This window comes from Mesorhizobium sp. M0340, from assembly GCF_040321535.1.
Lineage (GTDB): Bacteria > Pseudomonadota > Alphaproteobacteria > Rhizobiales > Rhizobiaceae > Mesorhizobium.
In genome coordinates, this window is the sequence record NZ_JAMYRR010000025.1 from 17,200 (window position 1) to 43,125 (window position 25,926).

A 25,926-nucleotide genomic window follows, 5' to 3' on the forward strand; every position below is an offset into this window, starting at 1 on the left:
CCTTTTCCTGTGGGGTGTACCTCGTCCGCCGGGCCTTAGACTCAGGAAGCATTTTCTCACCACCGGTCGACACAAATGGCGCAAGATTTCCGAGGGCCAGCGCTATGGCAAATCATTTCAGAAGGCGGATATCATGCACAACAAGGCTTGATCAGCAACGAGCCTAATCCGCCGTTGCGTCTCGTCGCAAACGGTCCCGTTAGCCAACCGTCGCGGACTCCCCTGTTGCAGCATCCAGGTAGTCTGACCACCAACAGAGCATTATCCGCCGATCCGACAACCATTCGGCTGTGTTGTAGGCCGCTCGAACATCGTTACGCTCTACGTGAGCAAGCTGACGCTCGATCCAATCCCGATTGAACCCTTGTTCGTTTAGGATCGTGCTTGCGGTACTTCGAAAGCCATGGACGGTGGCTCGAGAGTGGTACCCCATCCGATATAAGGCGTAGATCAATGTGTTCTGAGAAATCACGCCTTCCTTGGTTGGAGCTGGAAACATGAAACGGCTATTTGCAGCTTGGACCTTCAATTCCTTCAGTATCGCTATCGCCTGAGAAGTAAGGGGAACGAGATGTTCGATACGCGATTTCATGCGCTCCGCGGGAATACGCCATTGGGGCACCGGCCCATCCAACTGCTCCAGCTCTGACCACTGACCAAACCGAATTTCGCTGGTGCGCAAAAACGTGTGCGCCACAAGCTTGAGAGCCAATAGGGTCGAGCGTTCACCTTGATAGCTCTCTATTGCCCGTAGAAGCTTGCCAAGCTCCGGGGCTTTGACAGCCGCGCGATGTTTTTGTGGTCCAGCGGTTCTCAGAGCTCCACGCAAATCTTGAGACGGGTCACGCGTAGCACGACCGCCTGCAACTGCGAACCGGAACACCTGTCCGCTGACTTGGAGCAGACGCTTTGCAAGGACAACTGCGCCGCGCTTTTCCACTGCTCTGATAGCGTCCAGCAAGTCGGGCGGCTCAATCTGGTTGATCGCCCTCGAGCCAATCGCCGGAAAGATATCCGCTTGTAGTCGGCGCCAAATGCGCTCGGAATATCCAGATGTCCATCCGACTTGTCGCGCGGCAAACCATTCGTTTGCAACAACCTCAAACGTGTTATCTGCCTCCTGCGTTTGTCTGCTTTTTTCTGTTCGCTAGGATCTTTGCCTTTCGCGAGCAATTCTTTCGCAGCTTCGCGATGAGAACGGGCATCTCTCAGGCTCACAGCTGGGTAGCAGCCGAAGGCCAATGTCTTCTGTTTGCCAAGAAACCGATACGCCAGCCGCCAAAGCTTGCCGCCCGAAGGCTGCACTAGGAGAAAAAGCCCGCCGCCGTCACTGAGTTTGGTTGGCTTATCAATGGCCTTCGCATTTCGGCAACCAATCTCGGTTAGCGGCATTGTTGGTATTTCTCGAGCAGCATGTTGGTATGCCAACGAATGTACCAACAAATTTAGCGGCTGTCACCGACTCAAATCGGATCTCCCCGGACGATGGGCGGCCGGTAAGCCGTTACAGTAGCAGCATATTTTGGATATAACTGGACTTCGTTGGATTTGTCAGTTCTGACAGAATGGTGGGCCCGGAGGGTGTTCAGAAAGCGATAAAAATCAATTTCTTAGAGATCAGTGGGACTTCAGAGTATTCAAATCTTTTCCAATGTTTTTCGATGTTGTTGTCCCACTCAGAAGTGCCTCAGTCCACCAAGCCGACGCACTGAACGCCTCACTCGGAAGGGAGGTTTGCGCAAGGCGAAAGGAAGATCGCGTCGGTGTGCAGCCTTCCTGAGGAAGGTCGCGGTAGCGCCAACTGCTGACGCTCAGCGCGAAGACATCAATGTCCTGTTATGGGGCCGTCAGAGGACCGGCCGCTTCTCGCGCCAAGAAGCGATAGCAGACATGCAACTAGGTGGTACAAAATCTCTAGCGTGACCCTTTAGAGACATTTGCGTGCGGCATTTGCGTCTCGAAAGCGGATCTTTAGTGCTACCAGCACCAACGACCGTCTGCGGTCGTTCAGAACACGGGTTACCGTCTCTAAACCGTATATTGGACCGGGCAGCCGCCGGAAATTGATCGAATCGAGGTGATCGCATGTCAGGAGGCGTTCAAAAACGACCTACGACCGCGATCTTCATCGCGGCCGTTTTCATGGTGTCATTCCCGGCTATGCTGACAAGTTCTTTATGATCGGCAGCTTGCGGATCGTCTTGCCCGTCGCCGCCCGTAGCGCGTTGGCGACGGCCGGGCCGATCGGCGGCACACCCGGCTCGCCAACGCCCGTGGGCGGCTCGTCGGACGGCACAATGTGCACCTCGACACGCGGCATCTGCTCGATCCTGAGCGGCATATAGGTGTCGTAGTTCTCTTGGTCTACGACACCGCCCGTCAGGGTCAGCTCCTCCTGGAGGATCGCGCCTAGCCCGAAGCCGATACCGCCCTCCATCTGAGCGCGAATCTGGTCAGGATTTATCGCGGTGCCGCAATCTACCGCGCAGACGACGCGGTCGACTTTGAAATCATTTCCATCGTTGAAGGTGATCTCCACCACCTCGGCGACATAGGTCGAGAGGCTTTCATGCAGGGCCACGCCGCGGAAACGGCCTTCCGGCAGAGGCTTGTCCCAGCCTGCCTTCTCAGCAGCCAATTTCAGCACGCCGGCATGCCGTGGATGGTGACCGAGCATCGACAAGCGGAAATCGACCGGATCACGGTTCGCAGCGGCGGCGAGCTCATCGATCAGGGTTTCCATTGCGTAAGCGGTGTGGGTGGAGCCTACCGAACGCCACCACAGCACTGGGATGTTCACGTCCGTCGTGGTCAGCTCGACCTTCAGGTTCGGGATCGCATAGGGCAGGTTGGTGGCGCCCTCCACGGAGGTCGGATCGATGCCGTTCTCGATCATCGCCGCAAAGGGCGAACCGCCCGCGATCGATTGGCCCACGATGTGGTCATGGAGAGCGACGACATTGCCTTCCTTGTCGAGCCCCGCCTTGACTGCGTGCACATAGACCGGCCGGTACCGCCCACCCCGCATGTCGTTCTCGCGGGTCCACTGCACCTTCACTGGCTTGCCGGGTCCCAGTGCACGCGCTGTGGAAACAGCTTCGATAATGAGATCTGCGTCCGAGACCGCTCGGCGGCCGAAGCTGCCGCCGGTCTTCATCACGTGCAGCCTCACCTTGTCCGGCGTGGTGCCGCCTACTTGAGCGGCAGCCGCCTGATAAAGGTCGGGCATCTGGTGTCCGCCCCAGACGTCGATGGTGCCGTCTTCGTTGATTCGGGCGGCCGCGTTGAGTGGCTCGATCGAAGCATGGACAAGATAGGGGAATTCGTAGTGCCCTTGGATGACTTTCTCAGCACTGGCCAACGCTGCGGGAGTGTTACCGTCGTCGCGCGCGGTGGCCGCGCCCGGATCGTCTGCTGCCTTAGTGTATTCGGCCATGATCTCGGCCGTGCCGCGCCTTTCGGCCTTCTCTTCGTTCCAGGTCACCTCCACGAGATCGCGGCCCTTGAGCGCCGTCCACATGTCCCTGCCGACCACGGCGATGCCGCGCGGCGTCTGGACGACATCGACAATGCCGTCGAGTGCCTTGGCCTTGGAGGCGTCGAAGCTCTCGATCTCAGCGCCGAATTTCGGCGGATGGATCATAACGGCCGTATTGAGTCCATCCATCTTGAGGTCGATCGTGTAGGTTTGCGCGCCATTGGTCTTGCCGGCGGAATCGTAGCGCTTGAGGCTGTCCGATCCGATCTGGGCCCACTTGTCGCGCGGCTTTAGCGGCACGTCGTCGGGAACCGGCATTCCCGCTGCGGCTTCAGCCAGGTCACCGAAGCGCGCCTGCATCCCTGAGGCGTGCGACACGACCCCGGAAGCGACTGTGATCTCGCCGGCTGGCACGTCCCACCGCTGCGCCGCGGCCGCCACCAGCATGGCCCGTGCGGCAGCACCCGCCTTGCGGTAGCGCTCCCACGACGAGCTCATCGACGTGGAGCCACCGGTTCCCTGCGCGGCCCCTCCCCAGGCGAGATTGCCGTAGAGCGCGGTATTGCCATATCCGCCGACCACGTGGACCTGCGCCCAGGCGCCGTCGAGCTCTTCCATAACCAGGGTGGCGATGCCGAAATAGGAGCCTTGTCCCATCTCGAACTGCGACGAGTGGACGACGATTCGGTTCTCCGGTGTGATCTCGACATAGGTCTGGAAGGGGTTCGCCTGGACCGTTGCAGCCGTCGTTTGTGCGTTGGTGGGCGCGGCCATCATTAGCCGGTAGCCCACGGCGAGGCCCGCGGTGGTGACGGCCGTGCCGAGGAGGAACTGGCGGCGCGTAGGCCCCACGGCATTATGCTTCGGGAGAAACTGCAACATGCCTCAAGTCTCCAGCCGGTTGGCGGTCTCGTGGATGGCCGCGCGGATGCGATGATAGGTGGCGCAGCGGCAGAGATTGCCGCTCATCGCCGAATCAATATCATCGTCCGTCGGCTTCGGCGTCTCTGTCAGGAGGGCCACGGCCGACATGATCTGGCCAGACTGGCAATAGCCGCATTGAGGTACGTCGAACTCGGCCCACACGGCCTGGACCGTTTCGCCGATCTTGCCCGACACGCCCTCAATGGTGGTGATCGAGGCTCCTTCGATGTCGCCGACTGCGGTCTGGCACGAGCGCGTCGGCATGCCGTTAACGTGAACCGTGCAAGCGCCGCACTGGGCAAGGCCGCAACCGAATTTCGTTCCTGTGAGTCCGATGCCGTCACGGATCGCCCAGAGCAGCGGCATCTCTGGATCGACGTCGAGTGTTCGCGCCTCGCCATTGAGGGTAAAAGCGACCATGGTTTGCTCTCCTTGTCCTGAGCTGGCTATCTCGTTGCGCCTCCGCCCGGCTAGGAACCGGATTCTTATTGCTGAGGCATAGCGACCACAGACTAGGATCGCGCAGCTCGAGCAACAAGCCGCTAGCTGGCAATCGCGAGATCGTGAAGTGGCTCGTGTCGAAAGGCTGGAGGCAACTGAATGTCATTTTTGGGCCGACCGGCCGGTCAGTTTCCGGCTCGATGACCTGGTTGGCAGTCATTCCGCTTCTAAGCCGAAACCCCAGACATGAACTGTAGCAGCATCATAAAAGACGACATCAAGCGGCGATTTTTCGTTGCGCTGCACCGCTAGCTCGTTCGCGTGGTTCATGATCCGCTGGTTATCCGCGGATGCTGGTTCACCATAGATGCCAACACAGAGCTTGCGAAACTTGCCACGCGCTATGCGGTTAAGGATGTGGTCGTCATTCGTAGCGAGCGAATGGCCGAAAATGAAGAAGCAATGGCTGGCGGTCTTCACATTCGCGGTGAACTGCTTGAAGCCTTGGTACAGGTAGGCATTGTGACGGATCTTCGCCTTCTTCTGGGCGCTGGTGGGCTGATGAAGGGCGGCTTAGGGTCATGATTTCCGGTTCATCGCGCTGCAATGACCCATGAGTCACAGACGCTGCATTTCGCGCTAGACCGCAGCTGCGGTATTCTCGATCATACGCTCAGCCATCCTATTCGCACCTCGTTGCCGCCGTTCGCCGCACCTATCGATCGGAGGCCTTCCAGCCTCGCGATAGCCGCGCTATGTGGCTGCACACGACGAACAGGAGCAAGATTGGACACATAGAAGCCAGCACAAGATCGCCCTCCCCCTGTCCTTGCTCGTTTTCAACGAAAACAATCAAACTGAGTGCTGCGGGAATAGCGAGCTCGATTTGGCCCACTTCAGAGCGAAGTCGGCCATAAGCCATTGATATAATTTTGGTGGGCCCTGAGGGTGCTTGGAAAGTCAGAAATCAAAGGCTATTCGACAGTGGGACTGTGTTGCGTTACTATGCTCTCCGGTCTTTTCCGGTTGATTTGTCCCACCCTGATGCCGATTGGGGTCATTCGCCGCTGCCTTGGTCAATTCCCGATTCTACAAGCATCCGGTCCTGAGTGGGCAGACGGCCTTCCTAGTGGTAATTAGTCAGCGACACGTTGAGTTCTCGTCATGCGGGTGAATCTACGTTCGACCATATACGTCGTCGAAGCGAACGATATCATCCTCGCCGAGATAATCGCCGCTCTGCACTTCAATGATCACCAGGTCAATTCTGCCTGGGTTCTCCAGCCGATGCTTATGGCCGCAGGGGATGTAGGCTGATTGGTTTGTCGCCAGGAACAACTCCTGCTCGCCATTGACGATTTTCGCGGAGCCGCTGACCACGACCCAGTGCTCCGAACGATGATAGTGCATCTGCAGGCTCAGCCGCCGACCGGGCTTCACCTCGATGCGTTTGATCTTGAAGCGCTCGCCTTCCTCAAGAACCGTGTAGGTACCCCACGGCCGGTGTACCGTGCTATGGACCAGGTGAGCTTCATGTCCTGAAGCCTTGAGGCCCTCGAACAGCTTCTTGACGTCCTGAACGCGGTCGCGGGATGCGACAAGCAAAGCGTCCGGGGAATCGACGATCACCAGATCGCTGACACCGACCGTGCCGATGACGCGCTTGTCGGAGCTCACATAGCTGCCGGTCGTGTCGACCATATGCACATCGCCGCGTATCCTGTTCCCGCTTTCGTCGGGGGCGATCAAATCGGCCATTGCGTTCCAGGATCCGATGTCGTTCCAATCCATGTCGCAGGCAACCACGGCAAGTTTGTTCGTCTTCTCCATGACAGCGTGGTCGAGCGAGATTCGCGGGGCGGAGCCGAAATGCTCAGGCGCGAGTTCGATTTTGGCAAAGCCTTCGCCTTGACTGAAGCGCCCGTTCTCGTAGCTGTCGGAGACGGCCTGGATCACCGCGGGGCAATGCGATGCCATCTCGTCGAGCATGGTTTGTGCGCTAAAGCAGAAAATGCCGGCGTTCCAGAAGAAGCGCTTGGACGCGACATAGGCTTTGGCTGTGTCCAGATCCGGTTTTTCAACGAAACGGACGACTTTCTCACCATCCGCTTCGATATAGCCGAATGCCGTGTCCGGTCTGGTTGGGGTGATGCCCAATGTGGCGATCCGCCCGAGCTTCGCATGTTCGATGGCCCGGCACATGACGTCTAAAAATGCAGGCAGGTTGCCAACCATGTGATCGGCTGGGAAGACGCATAGAATCGCGTCAGGGCCTTGCGTTGCCTTGGCATGGATGGCGGCTGCCGCAACGGCTGCGGCCGTATCCCGGCCTTCAGGCTCGAGCAGAAAGGTGCGTGGCAGGACCACGGAATCTAGTTCGTCGAACTCGTCCTTGGTAAGGAAGAGGTGTTCCCCAGATGTCACGGCGACGAGTTCCACTACGCCCTTTATCGAACCGACGCGCAGCACAGTGTGCTGAATGAGAGAATGTCCATCTGCTACTTTAAGGAAAGGTTTGGGGTGCGATTGCCTCGAAGCGGGCCATAGCCGCGATCCGGCTCCACCGCTGATGATGACGGGAACCACTTTCATTAAACAACCTCGATTTCGTCTCTGGAGTGATTGCCCGCGCCCTTTCGAGCGTTAGCGTCACGATCGCCGTCGCTCTGGCTTGGTCTGCGGCCTCCGAGTAACAGCGAAGTTCTGGCGCGTTGCCGAACGGCCTCAGATGACGACGCTATCGGTATCGTACGACGCTTCCATGGCTGCGATGAGAAATGGACATTCAACTATGCCTGTTGGTTGCATCCGCCGAATTGTGCAGGTGGCGGGTCTTAACTGAGACCAGAGATTCGTTGGCTGTCCTCTATCAAAATCAAACGACTTGGCTCCTTCAGATCGAACTCAATTACCCGTGGTACGAAAAGGCGTGCATATCGTGTAAAGGCGCTCGTCGGAGGAAACCGAATTACAGTATCGCAGCGCCCGAGAAGATACATCTCAACGAGGGCGGAAATTGCGCCGTCCATCCCAAGTGCTGCAGTGTGTAAGGGGCCGTCTTGATCGGATCGGAAATGCTTGGGGACGGTGAGAAGATCGGGAAACTTGGCCGACAGATGATCCAGGATTTGCGCGCTGTCCGTGCACAAGAACAGCCGCACAGGCTTGGGGTGCGGTAACGCTTTAGCCTTATCAACCGCAGTGCACACTTGTCGAACGGCGAACTCCGGATCGGCCCAGTAGGGCGCATGGTCCATGATGTCTTCACCGTTACCATGTCGAACATGAACCCCGATGATGCTGTGCCCCTCAAAACATTCTTGGTAAATGGCATCTATGCGTGTTTGAATTTCAGACCGAGGCTTGACACTCTGGAAGACCTGCCGCTCGGCATCCTCATCGCAGCGCCACATCAAGCAAGCGTTACACACTACTGTGTTCGCTTCGACATCGTGTTCGGCCTGAAAGAGCTCGCCCAACTCGTCGCGCTCTTGGAAAATCTGCTCATCTGGGCGGTAAAGGCAGTCGATCGCTGGCCTATTCCACCATTCCGGGAAGAATGGACCCGGGAAGGAAAAGTCGTTGATCCGGTCGTCGCAAATAGCCGGTACGCCAGCGATGTCATTGATCGGTTTGAAGAACACCGGAAAGGCATTTGTGAAGGGTTGGTCGAGATAGCAGGACCCCCGCCAGTCGATGGCTAGCGTTCGTCCCGACCGCTGAGCGTAGCGCCAAGCGGCCGCCAGCGACCACAGACAATCACCGAACCCCGTACGCCTCTGAGAGACGACGAACCGGCGCTTTACCAATCCACTGACCTGCATTTTCGGAAATCTCGTTTCAGAGACGAGGTTGCATCTGGCTTGGGATCTCTTAATCGACACTAGTCGACCGTGACGCCGGGCGATTTGGTAGAGGCCGCGCCGTGGGGCAGAAGAGCTCCTCAGCACTGCCTATCCTTATCTCTGTGACGCTCGCAAATCTTGACGCCGGTACACTCGCTTCTCGGTTTAAATTCAGCGTTCTCTAATGCGCTCGGCGACATCTGTAAAATTGATTGCGTGGATGTGGCCCATCCATGTGTTGGATACTAAGGCATTCCTTGACGATGGGCCTCTGCTGACGGGGGGCCGCGCTTTGCTAAGCGAAACAGCCGGTCGAGACAGTCCACAAAGTCCCTTTTTCAAGTCTAATTCTTAACTGCCTAAACGTAACGTGCCATTGCGGGGCGTTTCCTGAAGGACGGATGTGCAGGACCCGCCAGCCGTCGAATGTCAGGCGCAGGCCTCCACGTCATTTATGGCCATCACGCGTCCGGTCCAGCGAAAGATGCGACACGGCGCCCTCTGACGTTTTCAAGTGCGCCAACATGGCGCAACTCGTGTCGACCGGATAGCTTTCGATCCGGCTGGACTGAGCGACTGGCACGCGATGCTGTGCGACGACGGCCGAGAGAGGAATTTTGGCGTCTGCAACCAGTGGAGGATCGTTCCAACGGTTCCGCTGGTTCTGGGTGTCGGAGCCGACACCTGTGCGAACCCGCTTCGTCCGTTTTCGAAAGGCCTTGAGGTTCATGACCCTGTTGTTCGCCGAGATCACCCGCCAGTTCAGCGATCCAGGTGAAGATCGGCACGCTTGTCGATGCGGCGATCATCGCCTCGGCCAGCGAAGACGATGAAGAGGGCCATTGGGTCAAGCACAAGGGCCGACCAGCGTTTCATTGCTTCAAAGCCCATTTCGGTGCCTACGCCGATACGGCCCTTGTCGAGGAGATCGCCGTCGCGGCGCCCACACCGAGGACGGCAACGCCGTTCCTGATGCTCTGCCCGACAATCCCCGCGAAGTGTTTGCTGACAGCGCCTACCGACGCAATCATCTCGGCGACGCGGTGCGCGCCAAGGGTGGAAGGCCGCGCATCGTCGCAACCGCTATGTGGGGGCGCGACGAGGCCGAAAGCTCGACGCCTGGAACCAACCGATCCACAGAATTTGTAGTCGGATCGAGAAGATCTTCGGCACCTGTAAACGAAGCTACGACCTTCGCCGGATGCGATGGCGAGGGCTGGCAAAGGCAGCCGTTCAAATTCGCCGCACTGCGATCGCCTACAGTATGAAACACAGTTTGATGGTCGCCTCGTCCCGCCCATCGTTGAAGCCCAGCCACCGTTTTCGGGCTAGCGCGCCCGAAATTCCATGGAGGTCAATACGTAATGCCCTACCCGCGCTTTACGCCGCCGTCTCAGATGTGCAGCCGCCGACTGACACGAACTTTGTCTTCGCGCGGAGCGAAACCTCGCACCCACGACTTTGTGCCGCCGATGGGGCCGCGCTGCCCAAACAATCCATTTTGTGGATGCACCTCATCCAAACAATCGATTTCACTGATCAAAACAATTTCCATTAGAAGACGCTGGAGATTAAGATTACTTGGTTAGCGCAAAAGAGCGGTAAGGTGGAGTTGTCGGCGTGGACCCACATGCCCGCCATTTTATCTGGGAGTGGCCACGTGCCCTGTTGGCGCAGGGCAAGACGCTCTAGTGGCTACCCACTTCGTGGAAGAAGCGGAGCGGCTATGCAACCGACGTGCGTGCTTGAGAACGGACGTGCGTCCTCACTCGCTGATTGATGAGCAAATCGGGTGCGACGTGATTGGAATCTATGTCGCTCACCCCGTGAGCTGAGTTCGGCACTCAGGCCGCATGTGCGACTTAGGCAGGTTAGCGGCGAGACTCTGTTTTGCTATGCCTCGAAGCAGGAGCAGGTGTCTCGCTGGCTGACAGTGTCAATGACGAGCTCCGCGCCGCATCTGTCGAAATCCTACCATAGGGTATGGGTGGGCCGCAGTTTGCTGGCGGTGTGGCGAGCCAGATTCGAAACTTCAACTATAATAGAGCAGGAAGAAAATGGGCGAGAACAGGAAAGTTGCTCTGGTTACGGGCATAACGGGACAGGATGGTGCCTATCTTACCCGTCTTCTGCTGGAAAAAGGCTACATCGTTCATGGGATTAAGCGACGTTCCTCTTCCTTCAACACGGGTCGCATCGAAGACATCTACCAAGACCCGCACGATCCCGATCCGCGCCTAATTTTGCATTACGGTGACCTCACTGATGCGACCAATCTCATCCGCGTAGTTCAGGAATCCCAGCCAGACGAGATTTACAACTTGGCCGCTCAGAGCCATGTCCAGGTGTCGTTCGAAACGCCGGAATACACAGCAAACGCCGACGGTATCGGAACATTGCGACTTCTTGAGGCGATCCGCCTCCTCGGTCTGAAGGACAAGACCCGCTTCTATCAGGCCTCGACTTCAGAGCTCTACGGCCTCGTGCAATCCGTACCGCAGAACGAAACAACGCCCTTTTATCCGCGCAGCCCTTACGCCGCCGCCAAGCTCTACGCCTACTGGATCGTGGTCAACTATCGCGAGGCCTATGGTATCCATGCTTCCAACGGCATTCTCTTCAATCATGAAAGCCCACTGCGCGGCGAAACTTTTGTGACGCGCAAGATCACCCGCGCCGCCGCTGCTATCTACCTCGGCAAGCAGGACAAGCTTTATCTCGGCAATCTCGATGCTCAACGCGATTGGGGCCATGCGCGTGAGTACGTGCGTGGTATGTGGATGATGATGCAGCAGGATCAGCCGGATGATTACGTGCTGGCGACGGGCAAGACGACCCCTGTCCGCCAATTCGTCGAATGGGTTTTCGAAGATGTCGGCGTCGAGCTCGAATGGCGTGGTGAGGGAGTCGACGAAAAGGGCTATGATGTCGAGACCGGCAGATGCCTAGTCCAGGTAGACCCACGCTACTTCCGCCCCACGGAAGTCGATCTTCTCCTGGGCGACGCCACCAAGGCGAAGGAGAAGCTCGGCTGGGTGCATGAAACATCCGTGCGCGAGCTTGCCGCGGAAATGGTGCGGGAAGACCTCAAGGTCATGCAAACATCGGTAATAATGAAGGAAGCATAATGTACGATCTGAAGGGAAAAGCCGTGTGGGTCGCGGGCCACAAGCATGGTGGGCAGCGCTGTTGTACGCCGCCTCGCGTCTGAAGACTGCAAAGTTATGGCCGCCCTGACGTTTCCCCCAAATTTTATCCAGTCGTGAGTTCGTTTCCGGGGGTGGATTTGCCCTGATGGGCGGTGGACGCGACGGGTGCTGGCGCGGAGCGTTTCACGTTGCGCAGCGCGAGCGACCGTCGCGGGTTGAAGGTCGATGCAAATTCGTTGGGTGTCTGCCATCCGATGTGCGAGTGCGGACGCGCGCCGTTGTAATCGGCGCGCTCATATATTGAGCCTCGCGCGGGCCTGGGCCAGGGACGTGAACCGCGTCTCGTTGAGGAGTTCATCGCGAAGGTGGCCGTCGAAGCTCTCGCGTTAGGGTCCTAGCCAACCTCTGACGTGAACTCGCGGAAGCGATTTACGGCAAGCGCACACAGCAGCTCGTCCACGGCGTTCGTACATGAAGTTTGGAAACTTATAATACTGGTACACGCCTCCATGGCGGAATATTATCTCCAATATCTCAGCGGCCGAATGAACTCGGCGCTCTTGCTGCACACAATGGTCCGCCCCGCGCGAAGTGCGATCATACCGCCGCAGCTTACCTTCAAATCCGGCACTGGCGAGGATCTAGATCCAAGCCGACGGCGCCGGGGATCAAATAAAAAGCCGCCGAGCGAAGCCAGCGGGCTTCATTGGGATAGCCCGCGCAGACGGTCAAGGCTGCGCCGGCCGACCATGGCGGAGGGACCACCTTGGTCAACGGCACGGCCCGCCGATGTACCACAACATGCGGCGAGATAGAGCCTTCCGGCGTCGCGGAAAAAAGCCCGCCGGTTTTGAGCCAGCGGGCAAGTTCTGGAGTGGCTGAGATCAACCCAGCATCAGTCAACGACCGGCGGAAGGGTTGGTTGCAGTGGATACCAGCTAGCCGCAGCATGCTGTGAATCGTAGCAATGTGAAAAACAAAACTCTGGACTTCTAGCGGACTCGCCCCAATATTTCTTTGGGGGGAATTCACATGAAAATTGGAGCACTCATCGCAAGTGCAGCCCTGTGCGTCAGCGGCTGCTCTACGAGCACTGTCGTGTCGGACAGCGATCTCACGGCAATGAATACCGTTGCGCTATGTCACGTCCTCGCCAGCAGCACGGACGAACAGTATCGTAGTCGGGTAGCGGCCCTTCTAGTGCGCAGGGGCGCAACAGCAGAGAAGTGCACCAGGCTCGTGCAAACCGACAATGCTGTCGCGACGGGCATAGCGGTCGCGGCTGTCGGCGGCGCAGCTGTGGGTGTCGCTGCCAACAACGGCTATGGAGGCGGAACATATTGCCGATCACCGCCACCACAAACCTATGGCGTCGCGTGGGACCAATTCTATGGCCAGAACTACAGCGTTATCTGGCGCTGCCGCGACCGGTCCACCGGGGGGTTCGTTGACGATTACTATTGCGCCGGCCTGCCCATGGTCGACAGCGCATGGCCGGGCTGGTCGGCGTAGCGGATGAGCAGGCCATACCGCAAATATCGATCCAATCGGTGGCAGAGACCCACCGGTGCCAAGCTGTGGCGGCGCCAACTTGCGAGCGTGCCGGCAATGCTCGGTCTTACGGCAGCGGCGGCAGTGGCCGCCTTCCTGGCGCCGTCGGGCGAGCAACGTAGCGACGATGCATCAAAGGCCAGCCCACGAAGGGCGGCGCCCGCCTCGCTTACCGGTGTCGCTTCCGTCATTGACGGCGATACGATCGAAATCCACGGCCAGCGCGTCCGTTTCAACGGCATCGACGCGCCAGAGAGCCGGCAGCTGTGCCGCGAGGCGAATGGCGCCGAGTATCCTTGCGGCCGGCGATCGGCCGAAGCGCTGGACACTTTCCTGGCCGCGTCGAGGCCGCTCGAATGCACATTCGTGACGTGGGACCGCTACCACCGCTTTGTCGGCGATTGTCGGCGCGCCGACGGCGCGGGCGTGGCCGCCTGGATGGTCGAGCACGGCCAGGCGCTGGATTGGCCTCACTACAGCCAGGGCGCTTATGCGGGGCAGCAGGCGCAAGCCCAAGCCTCAAAGATCGGCCTGTGGGCCGGGACGTTTCAGGCACCCTGGGAATGGCGCGCTGCGCACGCCGACGGCGCGGCGCCGTCGAGTCGCCCGCTGGGCATCATCAGCCGTAAGCTGGTCGCGCAGAGCGGCTATTCTTGCGAGCCGCGGAGAACGTGCAAGCAGATCGGTTCCTGCGATGAAGCCAACTGGTACCTGCAAAACTGCTCATGGGGCGGAAAACTCGATCGCGACAACGATGGGATCCCATGCGAAACACTCTGCTAGCACTACTTTGGCAGATTTTTAGTTTTGGGAGCGTTTCGAAGATTCCCAAGAGCGGTTTTGCGTGATTCATGAGAGGTCGGCTGTTGGAGGGGCCGGCCATGAATAGGGATTGGCAACTCGATCTGGAGCGGAGGCTTGAGCCGTTCGTCCCGGCGTTGAGGCACAAGACGCGTGCGCGGATGTGTCCGGCCTATATTGCTGGGCTGATTGGCCTTGGGGATCGCAAGAGCGTCCAACCGATGGCTGCGCGCCATGCAGGCGTCAACTATGACCAGCTGCACCACTTCATCGCGAGCGGCCTGTGGGATGCTGCGCCGCTAGAGAAGGTGCTGCTCGCGGAGGCCGACAGACAAGTTGGCGGGAACGATGCGTGGCTGATCGTGGACGACACCGCGCTCCCCAAGAAGGGGCGCCACTCGGTCGGCGTCGCGCCGCAATATGCCTCGGCGCTTGGCAAGAACGCCAACTGCCAGACGCTGGTGTCGCTGACGCTCGCCTCTGGCGAAGTGCCGGTCATGGTGGGGCTGCGACTGTTTCTGCCAGAGAGCTGGACTTCCGATCCCGCCCGGCTCGACCGTGCCGGTGTGCCCGACGACCATCGTGCCTACAGGACCAAGCCCGAAATCGCGCTGGCCGAGATCGACCGGGCTCGCGCAGCCGGCTTACGCTTTGGCTGCGTGCTCGCCGATGCCGGATATGGCTTGAGCGCCCCCTTCCGGCAGGCGCTCACCGAGCGCGGCCTTACCTGGGCCGTCGGTATCCCGTTCAAGCAGAAGGTCTATGCCGCCGACGTGGGGATGATCTTCCCCGTTGCCGGACACGGGCGCCCGCGCCGCCGGCATATCCCCGATGTGAAGTCGATGGCCGCGCAGGCGATGCTGGAAAAAGCCCAATGGCGGACGGTCAGCTGGCGGCGTGGCACCAAAGGCCGCCTCTCGGCGCGCTTGCCCGCCGACACCCCGCTCAAGCAGATCGCAGGCGCCATCAAGGCGCGCTGGGTCTGCGAACAGGCGCATCAGCAGCTCAAGGAGGAACTTGGCCTCGACCACTTCGAGGGGCGCTCATGGACGGGCCTGCACCGACACGCGCTGATGACGATGATCGCCTACGCCTTCCTGCAATCTCGCCGCCTCAAACAAGCGGGAGGGGGAAAAAAGAATCCTCGGCCCACCGCCCCAACCGAGCCTACCCGCCGTCAGGCAAGCCATCCTCTCCGCGCTCGCGCAGCCGCCCCCAATCCGTTGCCCCCACTGCCGCAGAACCCTCTCCGCTAAAAATCTGCCAAAGTAGTGCTAGAGCGGTTCCTGATTTGACGGAATCGAAGGGGATTGAACGAAGCCGCTGACGCGTCATTTGGTGCGTGGGTTTGCGGATGACGCTTCTGTTTTGAAGGATTGCGGCTGTTGAAGCGCAATCTTGAGAACAGGAGTTTGAGATGGCCCAGTTGAGCCCTCTTCGCCGACGCATGATCGAGGACATGACGATCCGCAATCTGTCGCCGGCCACCCAGCGATCCTACGTGCACGCGGTGGCCAAGTTTTCGCGCTATTTCGACCGCTCGCCGGACCGGCTCGGCCTGGAGGACGTCCGCGGCTTCCAGGTCCATCTGGTTTCGGCGGGAGTCTCGTGGCCGGCGCTGAACCAGACGGTGTGCGCGCTGCGGTTTTTCTACGGCGTGACGCTGGGCCATGCCGAGATCCCGGAGCGGATCGTCTACGCCCGCTCGCCACGCACGCTGCCAGTGGTGCTGAGCGCCGACGAGGTCGTCCGGTTCCTGGAGGCGGTGCCGAGCCTGAAGACCCGAACGGCATTGACCACGGCCTACGCCGCGGGACTTCGCGCCTCGGAGACCGTCGGGCTGAAGGTCGGCGACATCGACAGTGAACGCGGCGTGATCCTCGTCCATCACGGCAAGGGCGGCAAGGACCGCACCGTGATGCTGTCGGCGCAGCTTGTGCGCATCCTGCGAGTCTACTGGCGGCTGGCGAAGCCGCAGGGTTGGCTGTTTCCCGGGCGCGGCGTCGACCGCCCCATCGATGTGCAGGTTCTCTATTCGGCGTGCCGCTCGGCGCGTGCGGCTGCCGGCATCGACAAGCGCGTGACGGTGCATACGCTCAGGCACAGCTTCGCCACGCATTTGCTGGAGAACGGTACGGACATCCGCATCATCCAGGTGCTGCTCGGCCACAACAACCTGTCGAGCACGGCGCGCTACACGAAGGTCTCGAACGGTCTCATTCGGCGGACGGAAAGCCCGCTCGATCGGCTGACCATTGAGGTTGTGCCGCCGGGCTGACCGGTTCCGCCAATGTCGGCGAGACTGGAGGTGGCGGACATCTTCCGCCGCCACGGCGAGGCGTATCGGCAGGCCCATGACGGCCATCTCGGGCGCGTCGAGCGGCGCGTGATGAGCGCGATCGAGCTATGCCGGACCGCCGAACTGGGCGGCCATGTCGAGGGCTGCCGGTCCTGCGGGGCGATCCGCGTCGCCTACAATTCCTGCCGCAATCGGCACTGCCCGAAGTGCCAGGGACAGGCCTGCCGGGAATGGCTTGCCGCGCGGCAGGGCGAACTCCTGCCGGTTCCCTATTTCCACGTCGTCTTCACGCTGCCGGCGCAAATCGCGGCGATCGCCTTCCAGAACAAAGCGGCGGTCTACACGATCTTGTTCAAGGTGGCCGCCGAGACGCTACGCACCATCGCCGCCGATTCCAAACATCTGGGAGCCGAGATCGGCCTTGTCGGCGTCCTGCACAGTTGGGGTCAGAACCTCCATTATCATCCCCATATCCATTGCATCGTGCCAGGTGGTGGGCTGTCGCCCGATGGAACGCGCTGGATCTCTTGCAAGCCCGGCTTCTTCCTGCCGGTGCGGGTGCTGTCGCGCCTGTTCCGCCGACTCTTTCTGGAGGAACTGCGGACAGCGTATGAAGCGGGCAAGTTGAGCTTCTTCGGCGATCTCGCCGAACTGGCGCTGCCCGTCGTGTTCAGACGCCGGCTGGGCGAGGCCCGCCGCCTCGAATGGGTCGTCTATGCCAAGCCGCCGTTCGGCGGGCCAGAGCAGGTGCTGGCTTATCTCGGTCGCTATACCCACCGTGTCGCCATCGCAAACTCCCGGCTCGTCAGCATGGCCGACGGCAAGATTGTGTTCCGCTGGAGAGATTATCAGCATGGCGGCAAGGCAAAGCTCATGACGCTGAATGTGCACGAGTTCATCAGGCGCTTCCTGCTGCACACCCTGCCGGACGGCTTCCACCGCATCCGCCATTATGGATTCCTCGCCAACGGCCATCGCGCCGCAAAGCTCGACCTGTGTCGCAGGCTGCTGGCCAACCCGCTGCAGGACAATATCGAACCGCGCGTCGAAAGCACGCCCGCGCCCCTCAGATTAGCGCATCGCTGCCCATGCTGTGGAGGATCGATGATCACGCTGGCCATCTGGCGCTGCGGACAAGCGCCGCCAGGTCCCTTGTGGGACAACACCTCATGATCGTACGCGGCAGGTCCACATCACCAGCTTTGGTATCCGTCGCCATCCGCGCCGGCATGCCGACCTTTGACTTTCCGCACAAGACCGCGAGCACTCGTGCCCGCGACAGAAGGCGTCCCCACCCAATCCGCGGTGATCGCCATCAAGAGTCGACCTTCCACCGTGCCATCATCCCTTGGGGTCGCATCGCGGTTGCCCTTCATTCACCCGACGAAGACAATCCCGACCGCCCCTCCAGGCTACAATCCCCATAGCGCCAGATTAGCCCGCGGCTTCGTTCAATCCGGCTTGCAATGAGGTCCGACGTCGAGCCTGCGTGCCCCGGCTGTGCCCGGACCTCACAGAACCCTTCAGATTCCGGATCAGTCGGTTTTGTGATTCAAGATGCTGGCTGGAGTGGAGGCCAGCATCGGATGACGCGACCTCTTTCGGATGATCTTCGCGAACGTGTTGTAGCGGCGGTTTTGGGTGGCGAGAGCCGCCGGTCGGCCGCGAAACGGTTCGGCATTTCGGTTTCGGCGGCGGTGAAGTTGTTGCAGCGCCATCGGGCGACTGGCTCGGTTGCGCCTGGCAAGATGGGCGGACATCGCAAGAGGGTGCTGGAGCCGCACCGTGCCTTCATCGAGGCGCGTGTGCGTGAGACGCCGCATCTGACACTGCATGGTCTGAAGGATGAGTTGGCCGCACGCGGGGTCAAGGTCTCGCACAACGCGGTCTGGATGTTCTTGAGGCGCGAGGGCCTGAGCTTCAAAAAAACGCTGTTCGCCCTTGAGCAGGCGCGCGCTGATATTGCCCGCAGGCGTCAGCGATGGCGCTCTTGGCAGGCCGGCCTCGATCCGCAGCATCTGGTCTTCATCGACGAGACCTGGATCAAGACCAACATGGCTCCGCTGCGCGGTTGGGGGCCGAAGGGCGAACGGCTGCGCGGCTTGGCCCCGCACGGCCACTGGCGCACGCTGACCTTCCTCGGCGCGCTGCGCTGCGATAGGCTCGCGGCACCTTGCGTCTTCGACGGGCCAATCAACGGCCAATGCTTCCGCGCCTATGTCGAGCAGCAGCTCATCACCGTGCTGAAACCCGGCGACATCGTCGTCATGGATAATCTGGGAAGTCATAAGTCGGCGGCCATCAGGCAGATGATCAAGGCGGCCGGCGCCAGGCTTTGGTACCTACCGCCCTACTCCCCAGACCTCAATCCGATCGAGCAGGCCTTTGCCAAAATCAAACACTGGATGCGCCAAGCTCAGAAACGTACCGTCGAGGACACTTGGCGCCACATCGGCCACCTCGTTGAAACGATCGAGGCAACCGAATGCAACAACTACTTCGCAAACGCCGGCTACGCTTCCATCAAAACGTGAAAGGCTCTAGGTGGAACTGCTCAGATCCATGCCCATCTTGATCGCAACGCCTTTTGACGCGACAATTCAATGTTGGGCTAGGAGGGCGAGATCACTACTGGAGCCGGAATTTCTGCGCGATTTCGCAAGTAGTGAATGGCGACTCGTCACCTCGTGCCGCACATTTGGGGACAATTCCGCTCTCAAATACGGTGAGATGGGGCAGTCTCGTGGAATTTCCTGGCCAGCGCTCGGGGCACTAGTTGATGAACGCAGCAAAACGCTAGAGGTAGGTTTTTGTCGGTCGGGCCAGATAGCAAAATTCAATTATATTATGACCAGACGGACATACTGAATGCGTTTCGCTAAGGAATTGATGAATGGACTCGTGCGATTTTCGAACTAGGCATATTGTTCTTTATTGTGTTCAGGTCCACTATGCGATCGCTGTTCCGTCGTTGAGGTGCTGGGATAGCATCGGCTCTGCGTTGCCATAAATTTAGGAAAGCTGGTTTGCCACGGTAACGTTTAAACCTACACTGAAGACCCAAGGACTGCTTCTCGTCTTGGCTCTTGGGGGCTAGTTTTACTGTTTAGACGGGAGCCGAACGCGGTCGAGGGGTCGGACTTCGTCTCGAGAAGAGCCCGGGATTGTGACTGTTCGATGCTGGCATCCCGGTAAGATTTTCGTCGAATTCAGGGCCGCGACACCAAACCGACACTACATCTGCAAATCGATCGAGCGATCTGTTGTTACCATTGCGAGGCTGCCCGCTTGGCGGCCATGGCTAGGGATATTCCCAATGCAAAGACTTTCGCGCCCCTTGTCGGACATGCAATCGGACTACGACGCCATCGTGATCGGCTCCGGCTATGGAGGCGGGGCCGCTGCTTCGCGGCTCACGCGTATGGGTCATAAGGTGGCAATCTTGGAGCGCGGATTGGAATGGCAGCCGGGCGAGTATCCCGACACCCCCTCGGAGGCGCTCGAACATTTTCAACTCGAGGGCGAGCACATCGGCCGCCATGGAAAACCGAGCGGGATATTCGATGTTCGCGTAAATCCCGATATGAATGTCCTCGTCGGATGTGGTCTCGGCGGCACGTCGTTAATCAATGCCGGCGTATCGCTAACGGCCGACAAGCGCGTGTTCGATGATCCGCGATGGCCGGCGGGCGTCGATGATGCCGATCTTCAGGAAGGCTACGGTCGCGCGATAGCGATGCTGTCGCCAACTTCCTATCCGAAAGATCACCCTGAACTCAACAAGCTCATTGCCCTGGAGATGGCGGCAGCGGCTATGAACTCGACCTACGTCCGTCCACCTATAAACGTGACTTTCGAGGACCGCATCAATATCGCTGGGGTGCACCAACGCGCCTGCACCCTGTGTGGCGATTGTTGCTCCGGCTGCAACATCGGCTCAAAAAACACGACCTTAATGAACTATCTGCCGGACGCGGTCGCTGGAGGTGTGCATGTCTTTTGCGACGTGCTCGTGCGCTGGATCGAGCGGAGCGCCGGCAAATGGACTCTCGGATATGTGGCTCAGGGTTTGGGTCCGCAACCATTCACTACCCACGAAAACCGCGTCTCGGCGCGCATCGTAGTTCTAGCCGCAGGTACCCTCGGTTCAACCGAAATTCTGCTGCGGTCGCGAGAACGCGGCCTGTCGCTTTCGCCCAAGCTCGGCACTGGCTTTACCGGTAACGGCGACGTCCTCGCCTTCGGCTACAACAACGACGTCCCCATTGACGGCATTGGCCTCGGTATCGAATCCGCCGACTACGATCCGGATCGTTCAAACAAGCGGCCGATCGGGCCGACCATCGCCGGCTTGATCGATTTGCGTGATACGCCGTCACTCGACGACGGCATGGTGATCGAGGAGGGAGCGATCCCCGGCTGCCTCGGGCCGTTTCTTCCTTCCGTCATGGCGACCGCTGCCAAAGCAATCGGCCGAGATACCGACAGCGGCGATCTCTTGTCAGAGGTCGGACGTGAGATCGAGAGCCTGACACTTGGGCCGTATCGCGGCGCGGTCAATCACACACAGACGTTCCTGGTGATGGCGCATGATGGTGCGGAGGGCGAGATGCGACTCGCCCAAGATCGGCTGCGAGTCGACTGGCCGGGGGTCGGCAGCAAGGCCGCGTTCGAACGCATTGCCCGGCGCCTCGGCGAGGCGGTCTCGGCCACAGGCGGCACGAGTGTTCCAAACCCAATCTGGACCGATCTTCTGAAACATCGGCTGGTCACTGTGCATCCTTTGGGTGGCTGCCCGATGGGCACTGATGCTTCTTCCGGCGTGGTCGACGCGGCGTGTCGCGTCTTCAAAGGCGCGAGCGGTACCGAGTTGCATCAAGACCTTTATGTTTGCGACGGTTCAGTGATGCCGCGATCGCTCGGCGTCAATCCGCTACTCACAATAACAGCGTTGTCCGAGCGCGCCATGATCCTTCTCGCACGCCGTGAAGGCCGCAGCATCAATATGTTGCCGCGTGCACCCATCGTCGACGCGGATGCCGCCAAGACCATCGGCGTTCGCTTCACCGAGCGGATGGCCGGGACAATTCGACCCGCAGGTGGCGGACCGCAATCGGACGCATCATTCGTTGTCACTGTCACTGCATGCGACGCTGCCCGGTTCATTGATGAACCCCGTCACGACGCCGGTCTACTAGGAAGGGTGGAGGCAAAGATATTGTCGCCCGATCCTCTGACGGTTGTGGGCGGCCGATTCAACCTGTTCATTGCCGACCCGGATAGGGTCGAGACCAAACAGATGAGCTATGCCATGCCTCTGATCGCTAGCGACGGAAGCACTTACTTCTTGCGCGGTGTCAAGCAGATCCACGACGACCGCGGCTTCGACTTGTGGCGCGACACCACTACACTTGCGGTCACGATCCGTGGCGGATCCGACGAAACCGGCCCGATCTTGTACGAGGGAACTTTTCATATTGAGATGCGCGACTTTCTTAGACAGTTGCGAACCATGACCGTCACCGATGCTCCCAGCCTCAGTGAGCGTCTCGGCGTGATGGGCCGTTTCGGCCGCTTCTTCGCCGGCCAGATATTCGACAGCTTCGGCGGACCATTTGCACGCGCGTCAGTCTTTGATCCAAACGTAGTTAGGTTGAAACGGCCCCTGCGAGCCGGTGAGCCGGAAGTGCACTTCTTTGAAACCATGGACAAGAAGCAGCTGCGCTTGACCCGATACCGTGGTGGCATCAAAGGGCCCGTGATCTTCGTGCACGGGCTAGGCGTGTCGAGCAGGATCTTTTCCACCGATACGATCGAAACCAACCTGCTCGAGTTCCTCTACGCTGCCGGATACGACTGCTGGCTGCTCGATTACCGGGCGAGCACCGAGCTTCAGTATTGCCGCGAGCAGTGGGACGCGGACGTGGTTGCTAAGTACGATTACGAGCCGACGATCGCATATGTGCGGCAAAAGACCGGCCAGGACACGGTGCAGGTGTTGGCGCATTGCTATGGCGCGATGACATTCTCCATCGCAATGCTGTCGGGTCTTGCGCATGTGCGCGCGGCGGCGATCTCGCAAATCTCGATCCACGCCGTCGTACCATGGTGGCCGCAGCGCGTGCTCGCCCATCTCCACGCGGCGGATGCGATGCATATCTTCGGCATATCGCTGGTCGATGCACGCGCCATGGTCGACCGCTCCGTGCTGCAGCGCCTCGTGGACGAAACGATCGGATTCGTCTATCCTTTCCGCCGTGAAGATCGCAGCCACAGTCTTACAAGCCGGCGCATCACCGCACTGTATGGACAACTTTATGAGTTGGGCCAGCTCAACCAGGCGACGCTCGACGCCATGCCCGAGATGTTTGGCCAGGCCAATGTGACGGCCTTCCGGCACCTTTCCAAGATTGCTCGCGCGGGGCACGTGGTGCGGGCCAACGGGACCGACGACTATTTGCGCGATTCCAATCTGCGAAATTTCGCGATTCCAACGCTGTTCGTCCACGGCGCTCTGAACCGCTGCTTTGCACCATCGGGCACGCGCAAGACAATCGAGGCCTTGTCGCGGGTCAACGGCCGTCGCCTCTACGATCGAAGGGAAATCGCGGAAACCGGGCACATCGACACTATTTTTGGCAAGAATGCTGCCCGCGATGTCTATCCCTCGATCGTAGCGCATCTCGATCATACTGCGAGGCAATGACATGGCTCGCAGCAACACCAAGGCACCAAGCCCAAGTAGCTATTGCAATGCGAGAGCATGGCGCGCTCGAAGTTGCCATCGGCCTGGGCAGAGAACCATCAGCACCAAGCTTTAGAAAAGTGAAAACAACTCCAGCATAGCCGACTGGGGGTTTGGCCATTTTGAATGGAATTGTCAGTTAAAAACCGTCGACGGGTAGGAACGGCTAGGTGCTTGCCGGAACACAAGCAGTATTTCGATGGTTACATCCGGCACATTTTGCTGGTCAACAGCTGCGGGAGCCGGGGATGACACGGCAATCGGCCACAAAGATAGAAATCAAAAGGCCCAGCCCAGTTGGTTGGTTCAGCCTGAAACTGCTTGTGAGGACTGGGATCAAGGTGCTCGTCTCCTCGCTTGTGGGCACGCAAACGGGGCGCCGCGAAATATTGGCCGCGCTCGACGTCGGAAAGCACGCCGGCGAACCGTACGACTATTCAAAATTCACTTCCGAACGGGGAGACTCTGACGTTTGGATAGACTACGTAGCAGATCTCGGCGACGGCTTTGACGCCACTCATTCAATCGCTTGGCTCGTGGGCCGCGATTTTGTTTTCCTGGACGCTGCTGGCAACATCGTTTCGCAACCTGTACCCCCGGGCCCCAACGAAGAGGTGAGTGTAGCCTGTGGCCCGGGCGTGGCTCATCCCTTGCCGCGCGCCGACCTGCTCCTATTCGGTGGTGATCAAGTCTACCCATATGCAACGCAGCAAGACTATCTCGATCGGACTTTCGGTCCCTATTACGCTGCAAGGCCGTGGGGTTCGCCCGACCCACTCGCGTCAGACGACAAAGGCTCCCGCCCGGTTTTCGCTATTCCGGGCAATCACGACTGGTATGACGGTCTCAACGGTTTCATTCGGATGTTCTGCCAGCCCGGCCGGTGGATGGGTTGCTGGGAAGTACAGCAGAGGCGCAGCTACTTTGCGCTGCGGCTCCCGCAGGGCTTTTGGATTTGGGGCGTCGATCTTGCGACTGAGGACGACATTGATCCGCCGCAGCTCAACTATTTCCAAAGTCAGGCAAAACTTCTTGGGGGCGCTGACCAAGTCGTCATTTGCTCGCCAAAACCAGCTTGGGTTGATTGCGCTGTTCAGACGCGACATTCTGCGGATATTGCCGGGTTCCAGTTCCCAGAAACCTGGAGGAAATTGGAGTTCGTTATTGATATTGCCACCAAGGCAGGAGCAACGGTCCCTCTCTGCATTGCAGGTGACCTCCACAATTACGCTCATTATAGGACAGCCAGCGGCCAACAACACTACATAACGTGCGGTGGGGGAGGAGCTTTCGCGCTCGGTACAACCGTCCAACCCGACAGCGTCGCTCTTGGAGCTCGTGGTATTGCGCATCGCGAGCACGCCTTTCCGTCAGTCTCTGAGTCGAGGTCAATGCGAAAGGGCGCGCTCCTAATCGCGCGGCGCCACTCGATGTTCTGTGCTGTGTTCGCCACCGTGATGCTCTGGCTTGTTTGGCTGTTCCAGTCGAGCAGCCTACTTCTGCTAGCGCTTGGCGGAAGCGGGCGACACTGGATTCACGCGCCCTTTCTTGAGACGATGCGGACAGCCGTTACGTCGCCGTCAACAATGCCCTCGGCCTTCTCCGATCTTCTTACGATCGCCCTCAACAGGCCCGGTACCACTTCAGCGTGCCTGTTTATTTGGATGGGCTTCTGCGCGTTTGCGTCGAGCGGTGCGAGACGGGACGCGGGTCTTTGGCAAAGCGTCGTCCTCGGCACATTCCATTTTGCCTGTCAGTTTTTTGTTGCAATCCTGATTGTCCTCTTCGTGGTGGAGTTGTTCGAGAACTTTGGCGGCGATGGCGGTGTACTTTGGTTGTTTCGTACAATCACTGTTCCGATGCTCTCGGTAGCGATCGGCTTCGTCTGCAACGGCTCCCTGTTTGGGTTGTATCTGTGGTGTGCGAACCAGTTTGCGGGTGCCCATGAGCAGGAAATATATTCTTCCCAGGCGATCCAGGACTGGAAATGCTTTTTACGCATGAAGGTAGGAGTCGACGGGCTTACCATCTTTCCCGTTGGCTTGCGAAAGGTGGAATGCAAGTGGCAAAGAGCATTAGGTCCGCGACAAGTATCGAAGCGAAGCCTTGCCAGGTTGAAGTATGCAATCTCGACTTACTTGGCTGGCGACTTGTTTGATGTACCAAAGGGCACAACTCGTCTGTACAACCCGTCTGTAGAACTTGCCCCGGAACTGATAGAATCGCCGATCAAGATCCCGCGAAGGCACTAGGAAAAGGCAGGCAGAACTGCGTTTTCTGACCAGCGGTAGTAGTCTCACGACTTCCCGACCTGCGCTTAAAACGCAACCTTGCGACGCTTTCGGAAGGGCGCGAAGCGTCCGCATGAACAGCGGCCACTCGTCGTCGCCTGGCCAGGGAACTGGTCCGGCTCGGTGCTTCGAGCCGCGGCGAGGAGCTCGTTGGGCTGGCGGGGTGAAGCCCCACCGAAGTGAGGCTGGTAGTCATCATCAGAACGGTCTACCCTAGATAAGTACACCACACCCAAACTCAATCCGATTGAAACGGAGTTAGGGGTAAGTTCGCTTATTGCTGGCGTGCCCGCATAAGTAGACACCGGAAATAGGATGCTCATTCCACAGCGCCAGGGAGCAACGCAATGAGACATAAATACATAGTGTTTGTTGTGGTTGCCTTCAGAGTAGCGAAGGTGA

Annotated in this window: 14 protein-coding genes and 6 pseudogenes; 10 read left to right on the plus strand and 10 right to left on the minus strand. The window is 59.2% G+C overall.

The genetic code is table 11. The features are described 5' to 3' along the window. Nucleotides 1–199: 199 nt before the first annotated feature. The 9 genes and pseudogenes from NKI79_RS26950 to NKI79_RS26985 form a co-directional block, all read right to left on the minus strand. The gene (locus tag NKI79_RS26950) at nt 200–712 is read right to left on the minus strand and encodes a tyrosine-type recombinase/integrase (protein WP_502909864.1); all 513 of its coding nucleotides are present in this window, start codon (nt 710–712) and stop codon (nt 200–202) included. 165 nt (nt 713–877) lie between these two features. Beyond that, a pseudogene (locus NKI79_RS33330) lies at nt 878–1,045 on the minus strand (phage integrase central domain-containing protein); the annotation flags it as partial. 146 nt (nt 1,046–1,191) lie between these two features. Next, a pseudogene (locus NKI79_RS33335) lies at nt 1,192–1,392 on the minus strand (Arm DNA-binding domain-containing protein); the annotation flags it as partial. Nucleotides 1,393–2,158: 766 nt separating this feature from the next. After that, nucleotides 2,159–4,360, minus strand: a complete 2,202-nt coding sequence (locus NKI79_RS26960) for a xanthine dehydrogenase family protein molybdopterin-binding subunit (RefSeq protein WP_352805868.1) — start codon at nt 4,358–4,360, stop codon at nt 2,159–2,161. A gap of 3 nt (nt 4,361–4,363) precedes the next feature. After that, entirely contained in the window at nt 4,364–4,822 is a 459-nt protein-coding gene (locus tag NKI79_RS26965; protein ID WP_352467057.1) for a (2Fe-2S)-binding protein, read from the minus strand. A 237-nt stretch (nt 4,823–5,059) separates the two neighbouring features. Continuing rightward, nucleotides 5,060–5,386: pseudogene (locus NKI79_RS26970) on the minus strand (DUF4917 family protein); the annotation flags it as partial. A 633-nt stretch (nt 5,387–6,019) separates the two neighbouring features. Further along, on the minus strand, nt 6,020–7,435 hold the full coding sequence (locus NKI79_RS26975; protein WP_352449728.1) for a mannose-1-phosphate guanylyltransferase/mannose-6-phosphate isomerase: 1,416 nt from the start codon (nt 7,433–7,435) through the stop codon (nt 6,020–6,022). Nucleotides 7,436–7,677: 242 nt separating this feature from the next. After that, on the minus strand, nt 7,678–8,667 hold the full coding sequence (locus tag NKI79_RS26980; protein ID WP_352805870.1) for a nodulation protein NodZ: 990 nt from the start codon (nt 8,665–8,667) through the stop codon (nt 7,678–7,680). Nucleotides 8,668–9,136: 469 nt separating this feature from the next. Continuing rightward, entirely contained in the window at nt 9,137–9,418 is a 282-nt protein-coding gene (locus NKI79_RS26985; RefSeq protein WP_352805873.1) for a hypothetical protein, read from the minus strand. 357 nt (nt 9,419–9,775) lie between these two features. Here NKI79_RS26985 and NKI79_RS26990 point away from each other — a divergent pair, with 357 nt between their 5' ends. The 3 genes and pseudogenes from NKI79_RS26990 (at nt 9,776) to gmd (ending at nt 11,816) form a co-directional block, all read left to right on the plus strand. Then, entirely contained in the window at nt 9,776–10,246 is a 471-nt protein-coding gene (locus NKI79_RS26990; RefSeq protein WP_352805875.1) for a transposase, read from the plus strand. 59 nt (nt 10,247–10,305) lie between these two features. Further along, nucleotides 10,306–10,606: pseudogene (locus NKI79_RS26995) on the plus strand (nodulation factor ABC transporter ATP-binding protein NodI); the annotation flags it as partial. Nucleotides 10,607–10,745: 139 nt separating this feature from the next. Next, nucleotides 10,746–11,816 (plus strand): GDP-mannose 4,6-dehydratase, encoded by a 1,071-nt coding sequence (gmd, locus tag NKI79_RS27000; RefSeq protein WP_352805878.1) that lies wholly within the window; start codon nt 10,746–10,748, stop codon nt 11,814–11,816. A gap of 124 nt (nt 11,817–11,940) precedes the next feature. On the opposite strand, the pseudogene NKI79_RS27005 reads toward gmd, so the two are convergent. Continuing rightward, nucleotides 11,941–12,220: pseudogene (locus tag NKI79_RS27005) on the minus strand (integrase core domain-containing protein); the annotation flags it as partial. 1,225 nt (nt 12,221–13,445) lie between these two features. Between NKI79_RS27005 and NKI79_RS27010 the strand changes: the two are divergent. From NKI79_RS27010 to NKI79_RS27040, 7 genes and pseudogenes are all read left to right on the plus strand, one after another. Then, nucleotides 13,446–14,171, plus strand: a complete 726-nt coding sequence (locus tag NKI79_RS27010; RefSeq protein WP_352805881.1) for a thermonuclease family protein — start codon at nt 13,446–13,448, stop codon at nt 14,169–14,171. A gap of 61 nt (nt 14,172–14,232) precedes the next feature. Continuing rightward, nucleotides 14,233–15,445 (plus strand): annotated as a pseudogene (locus tag NKI79_RS27015) (IS701 family transposase). Nucleotides 15,446–15,606: 161 nt separating this feature from the next. Next, nucleotides 15,607–16,467, plus strand: a complete 861-nt coding sequence (locus NKI79_RS27020; RefSeq protein ID WP_352805886.1) for a site-specific integrase — start codon at nt 15,607–15,609, stop codon at nt 16,465–16,467. Nucleotides 16,468–16,479: 12 nt separating this feature from the next. Then, nucleotides 16,480–17,661, plus strand: coding sequence for an IS91 family transposase (locus NKI79_RS27025; protein WP_352805889.1), 1,182 nt, complete (start codon nt 16,480–16,482; stop codon nt 17,659–17,661). A 293-nt stretch (nt 17,662–17,954) separates the two neighbouring features. Further along, nucleotides 17,955–19,022, plus strand: a complete 1,068-nt coding sequence (locus NKI79_RS27030; protein WP_352805892.1) for an IS630 family transposase — start codon at nt 17,955–17,957, stop codon at nt 19,020–19,022. 782 nt (nt 19,023–19,804) lie between these two features. Further along, on the plus strand, nt 19,805–23,194 hold the full coding sequence (locus NKI79_RS27035; protein WP_352805894.1) for an alpha/beta fold hydrolase: 3,390 nt from the start codon (nt 19,805–19,807) through the stop codon (nt 23,192–23,194). A gap of 209 nt (nt 23,195–23,403) precedes the next feature. After that, nucleotides 23,404–25,485, plus strand: a complete 2,082-nt coding sequence (locus NKI79_RS27040) for a metallophosphoesterase (protein ID WP_352805896.1) — start codon at nt 23,404–23,406, stop codon at nt 25,483–25,485. Nucleotides 25,486–25,926: the final 441 nt, after the last annotated feature.

Excerpts from the sequence above, each read along its gene's own strand:
- NKI79_RS26960 (WP_352805868.1), bottom strand. The coding sequence starts at position 4,360 with ATGTTGCAGTTTCTCCCGAAGCATAATGCCGTGGGGCCTACGCGCCGC.
- NKI79_RS26965 (WP_352467057.1), bottom strand. The coding sequence starts at position 4,822 with ATGGTCGCTTTTACCCTCAATGGCGAGGCGCGAACACTCGACGTCGAT.
- NKI79_RS26975 (WP_352449728.1), bottom strand. The coding sequence starts at position 7,435 with ATGAAAGTGGTTCCCGTCATCATCAGCGGTGGAGCCGGATCGCGGCTA.
- NKI79_RS26980 (WP_352805870.1), bottom strand. The coding sequence starts at position 8,667 with ATGCAGGTCAGTGGATTGGTAAAGCGCCGGTTCGTCGTCTCTCAGAGG.
- NKI79_RS26985 (WP_352805873.1), bottom strand. The coding sequence starts at position 9,418 with ATGAACCTCAAGGCCTTTCGAAAACGGACGAAGCGGGTTCGCACAGGT.
- gmd (WP_352805878.1), top strand. The coding sequence starts at position 10,746 with ATGGGCGAGAACAGGAAAGTTGCTCTGGTTACGGGCATAACGGGACAG.
- NKI79_RS27010 (WP_352805881.1), top strand. The coding sequence starts at position 13,446 with ATGCTCGGTCTTACGGCAGCGGCGGCAGTGGCCGCCTTCCTGGCGCCG.
- NKI79_RS27020 (WP_352805886.1), top strand. The coding sequence starts at position 15,607 with ATGGCCCAGTTGAGCCCTCTTCGCCGACGCATGATCGAGGACATGACG.
- NKI79_RS27025 (WP_352805889.1), top strand. The coding sequence starts at position 16,480 with ATGTCGGCGAGACTGGAGGTGGCGGACATCTTCCGCCGCCACGGCGAG.
- NKI79_RS27030 (WP_352805892.1), top strand. The coding sequence starts at position 17,955 with ATGAGGTCCGACGTCGAGCCTGCGTGCCCCGGCTGTGCCCGGACCTCA.
- NKI79_RS27035 (WP_352805894.1), top strand. The coding sequence starts at position 19,805 with ATGCAAAGACTTTCGCGCCCCTTGTCGGACATGCAATCGGACTACGAC.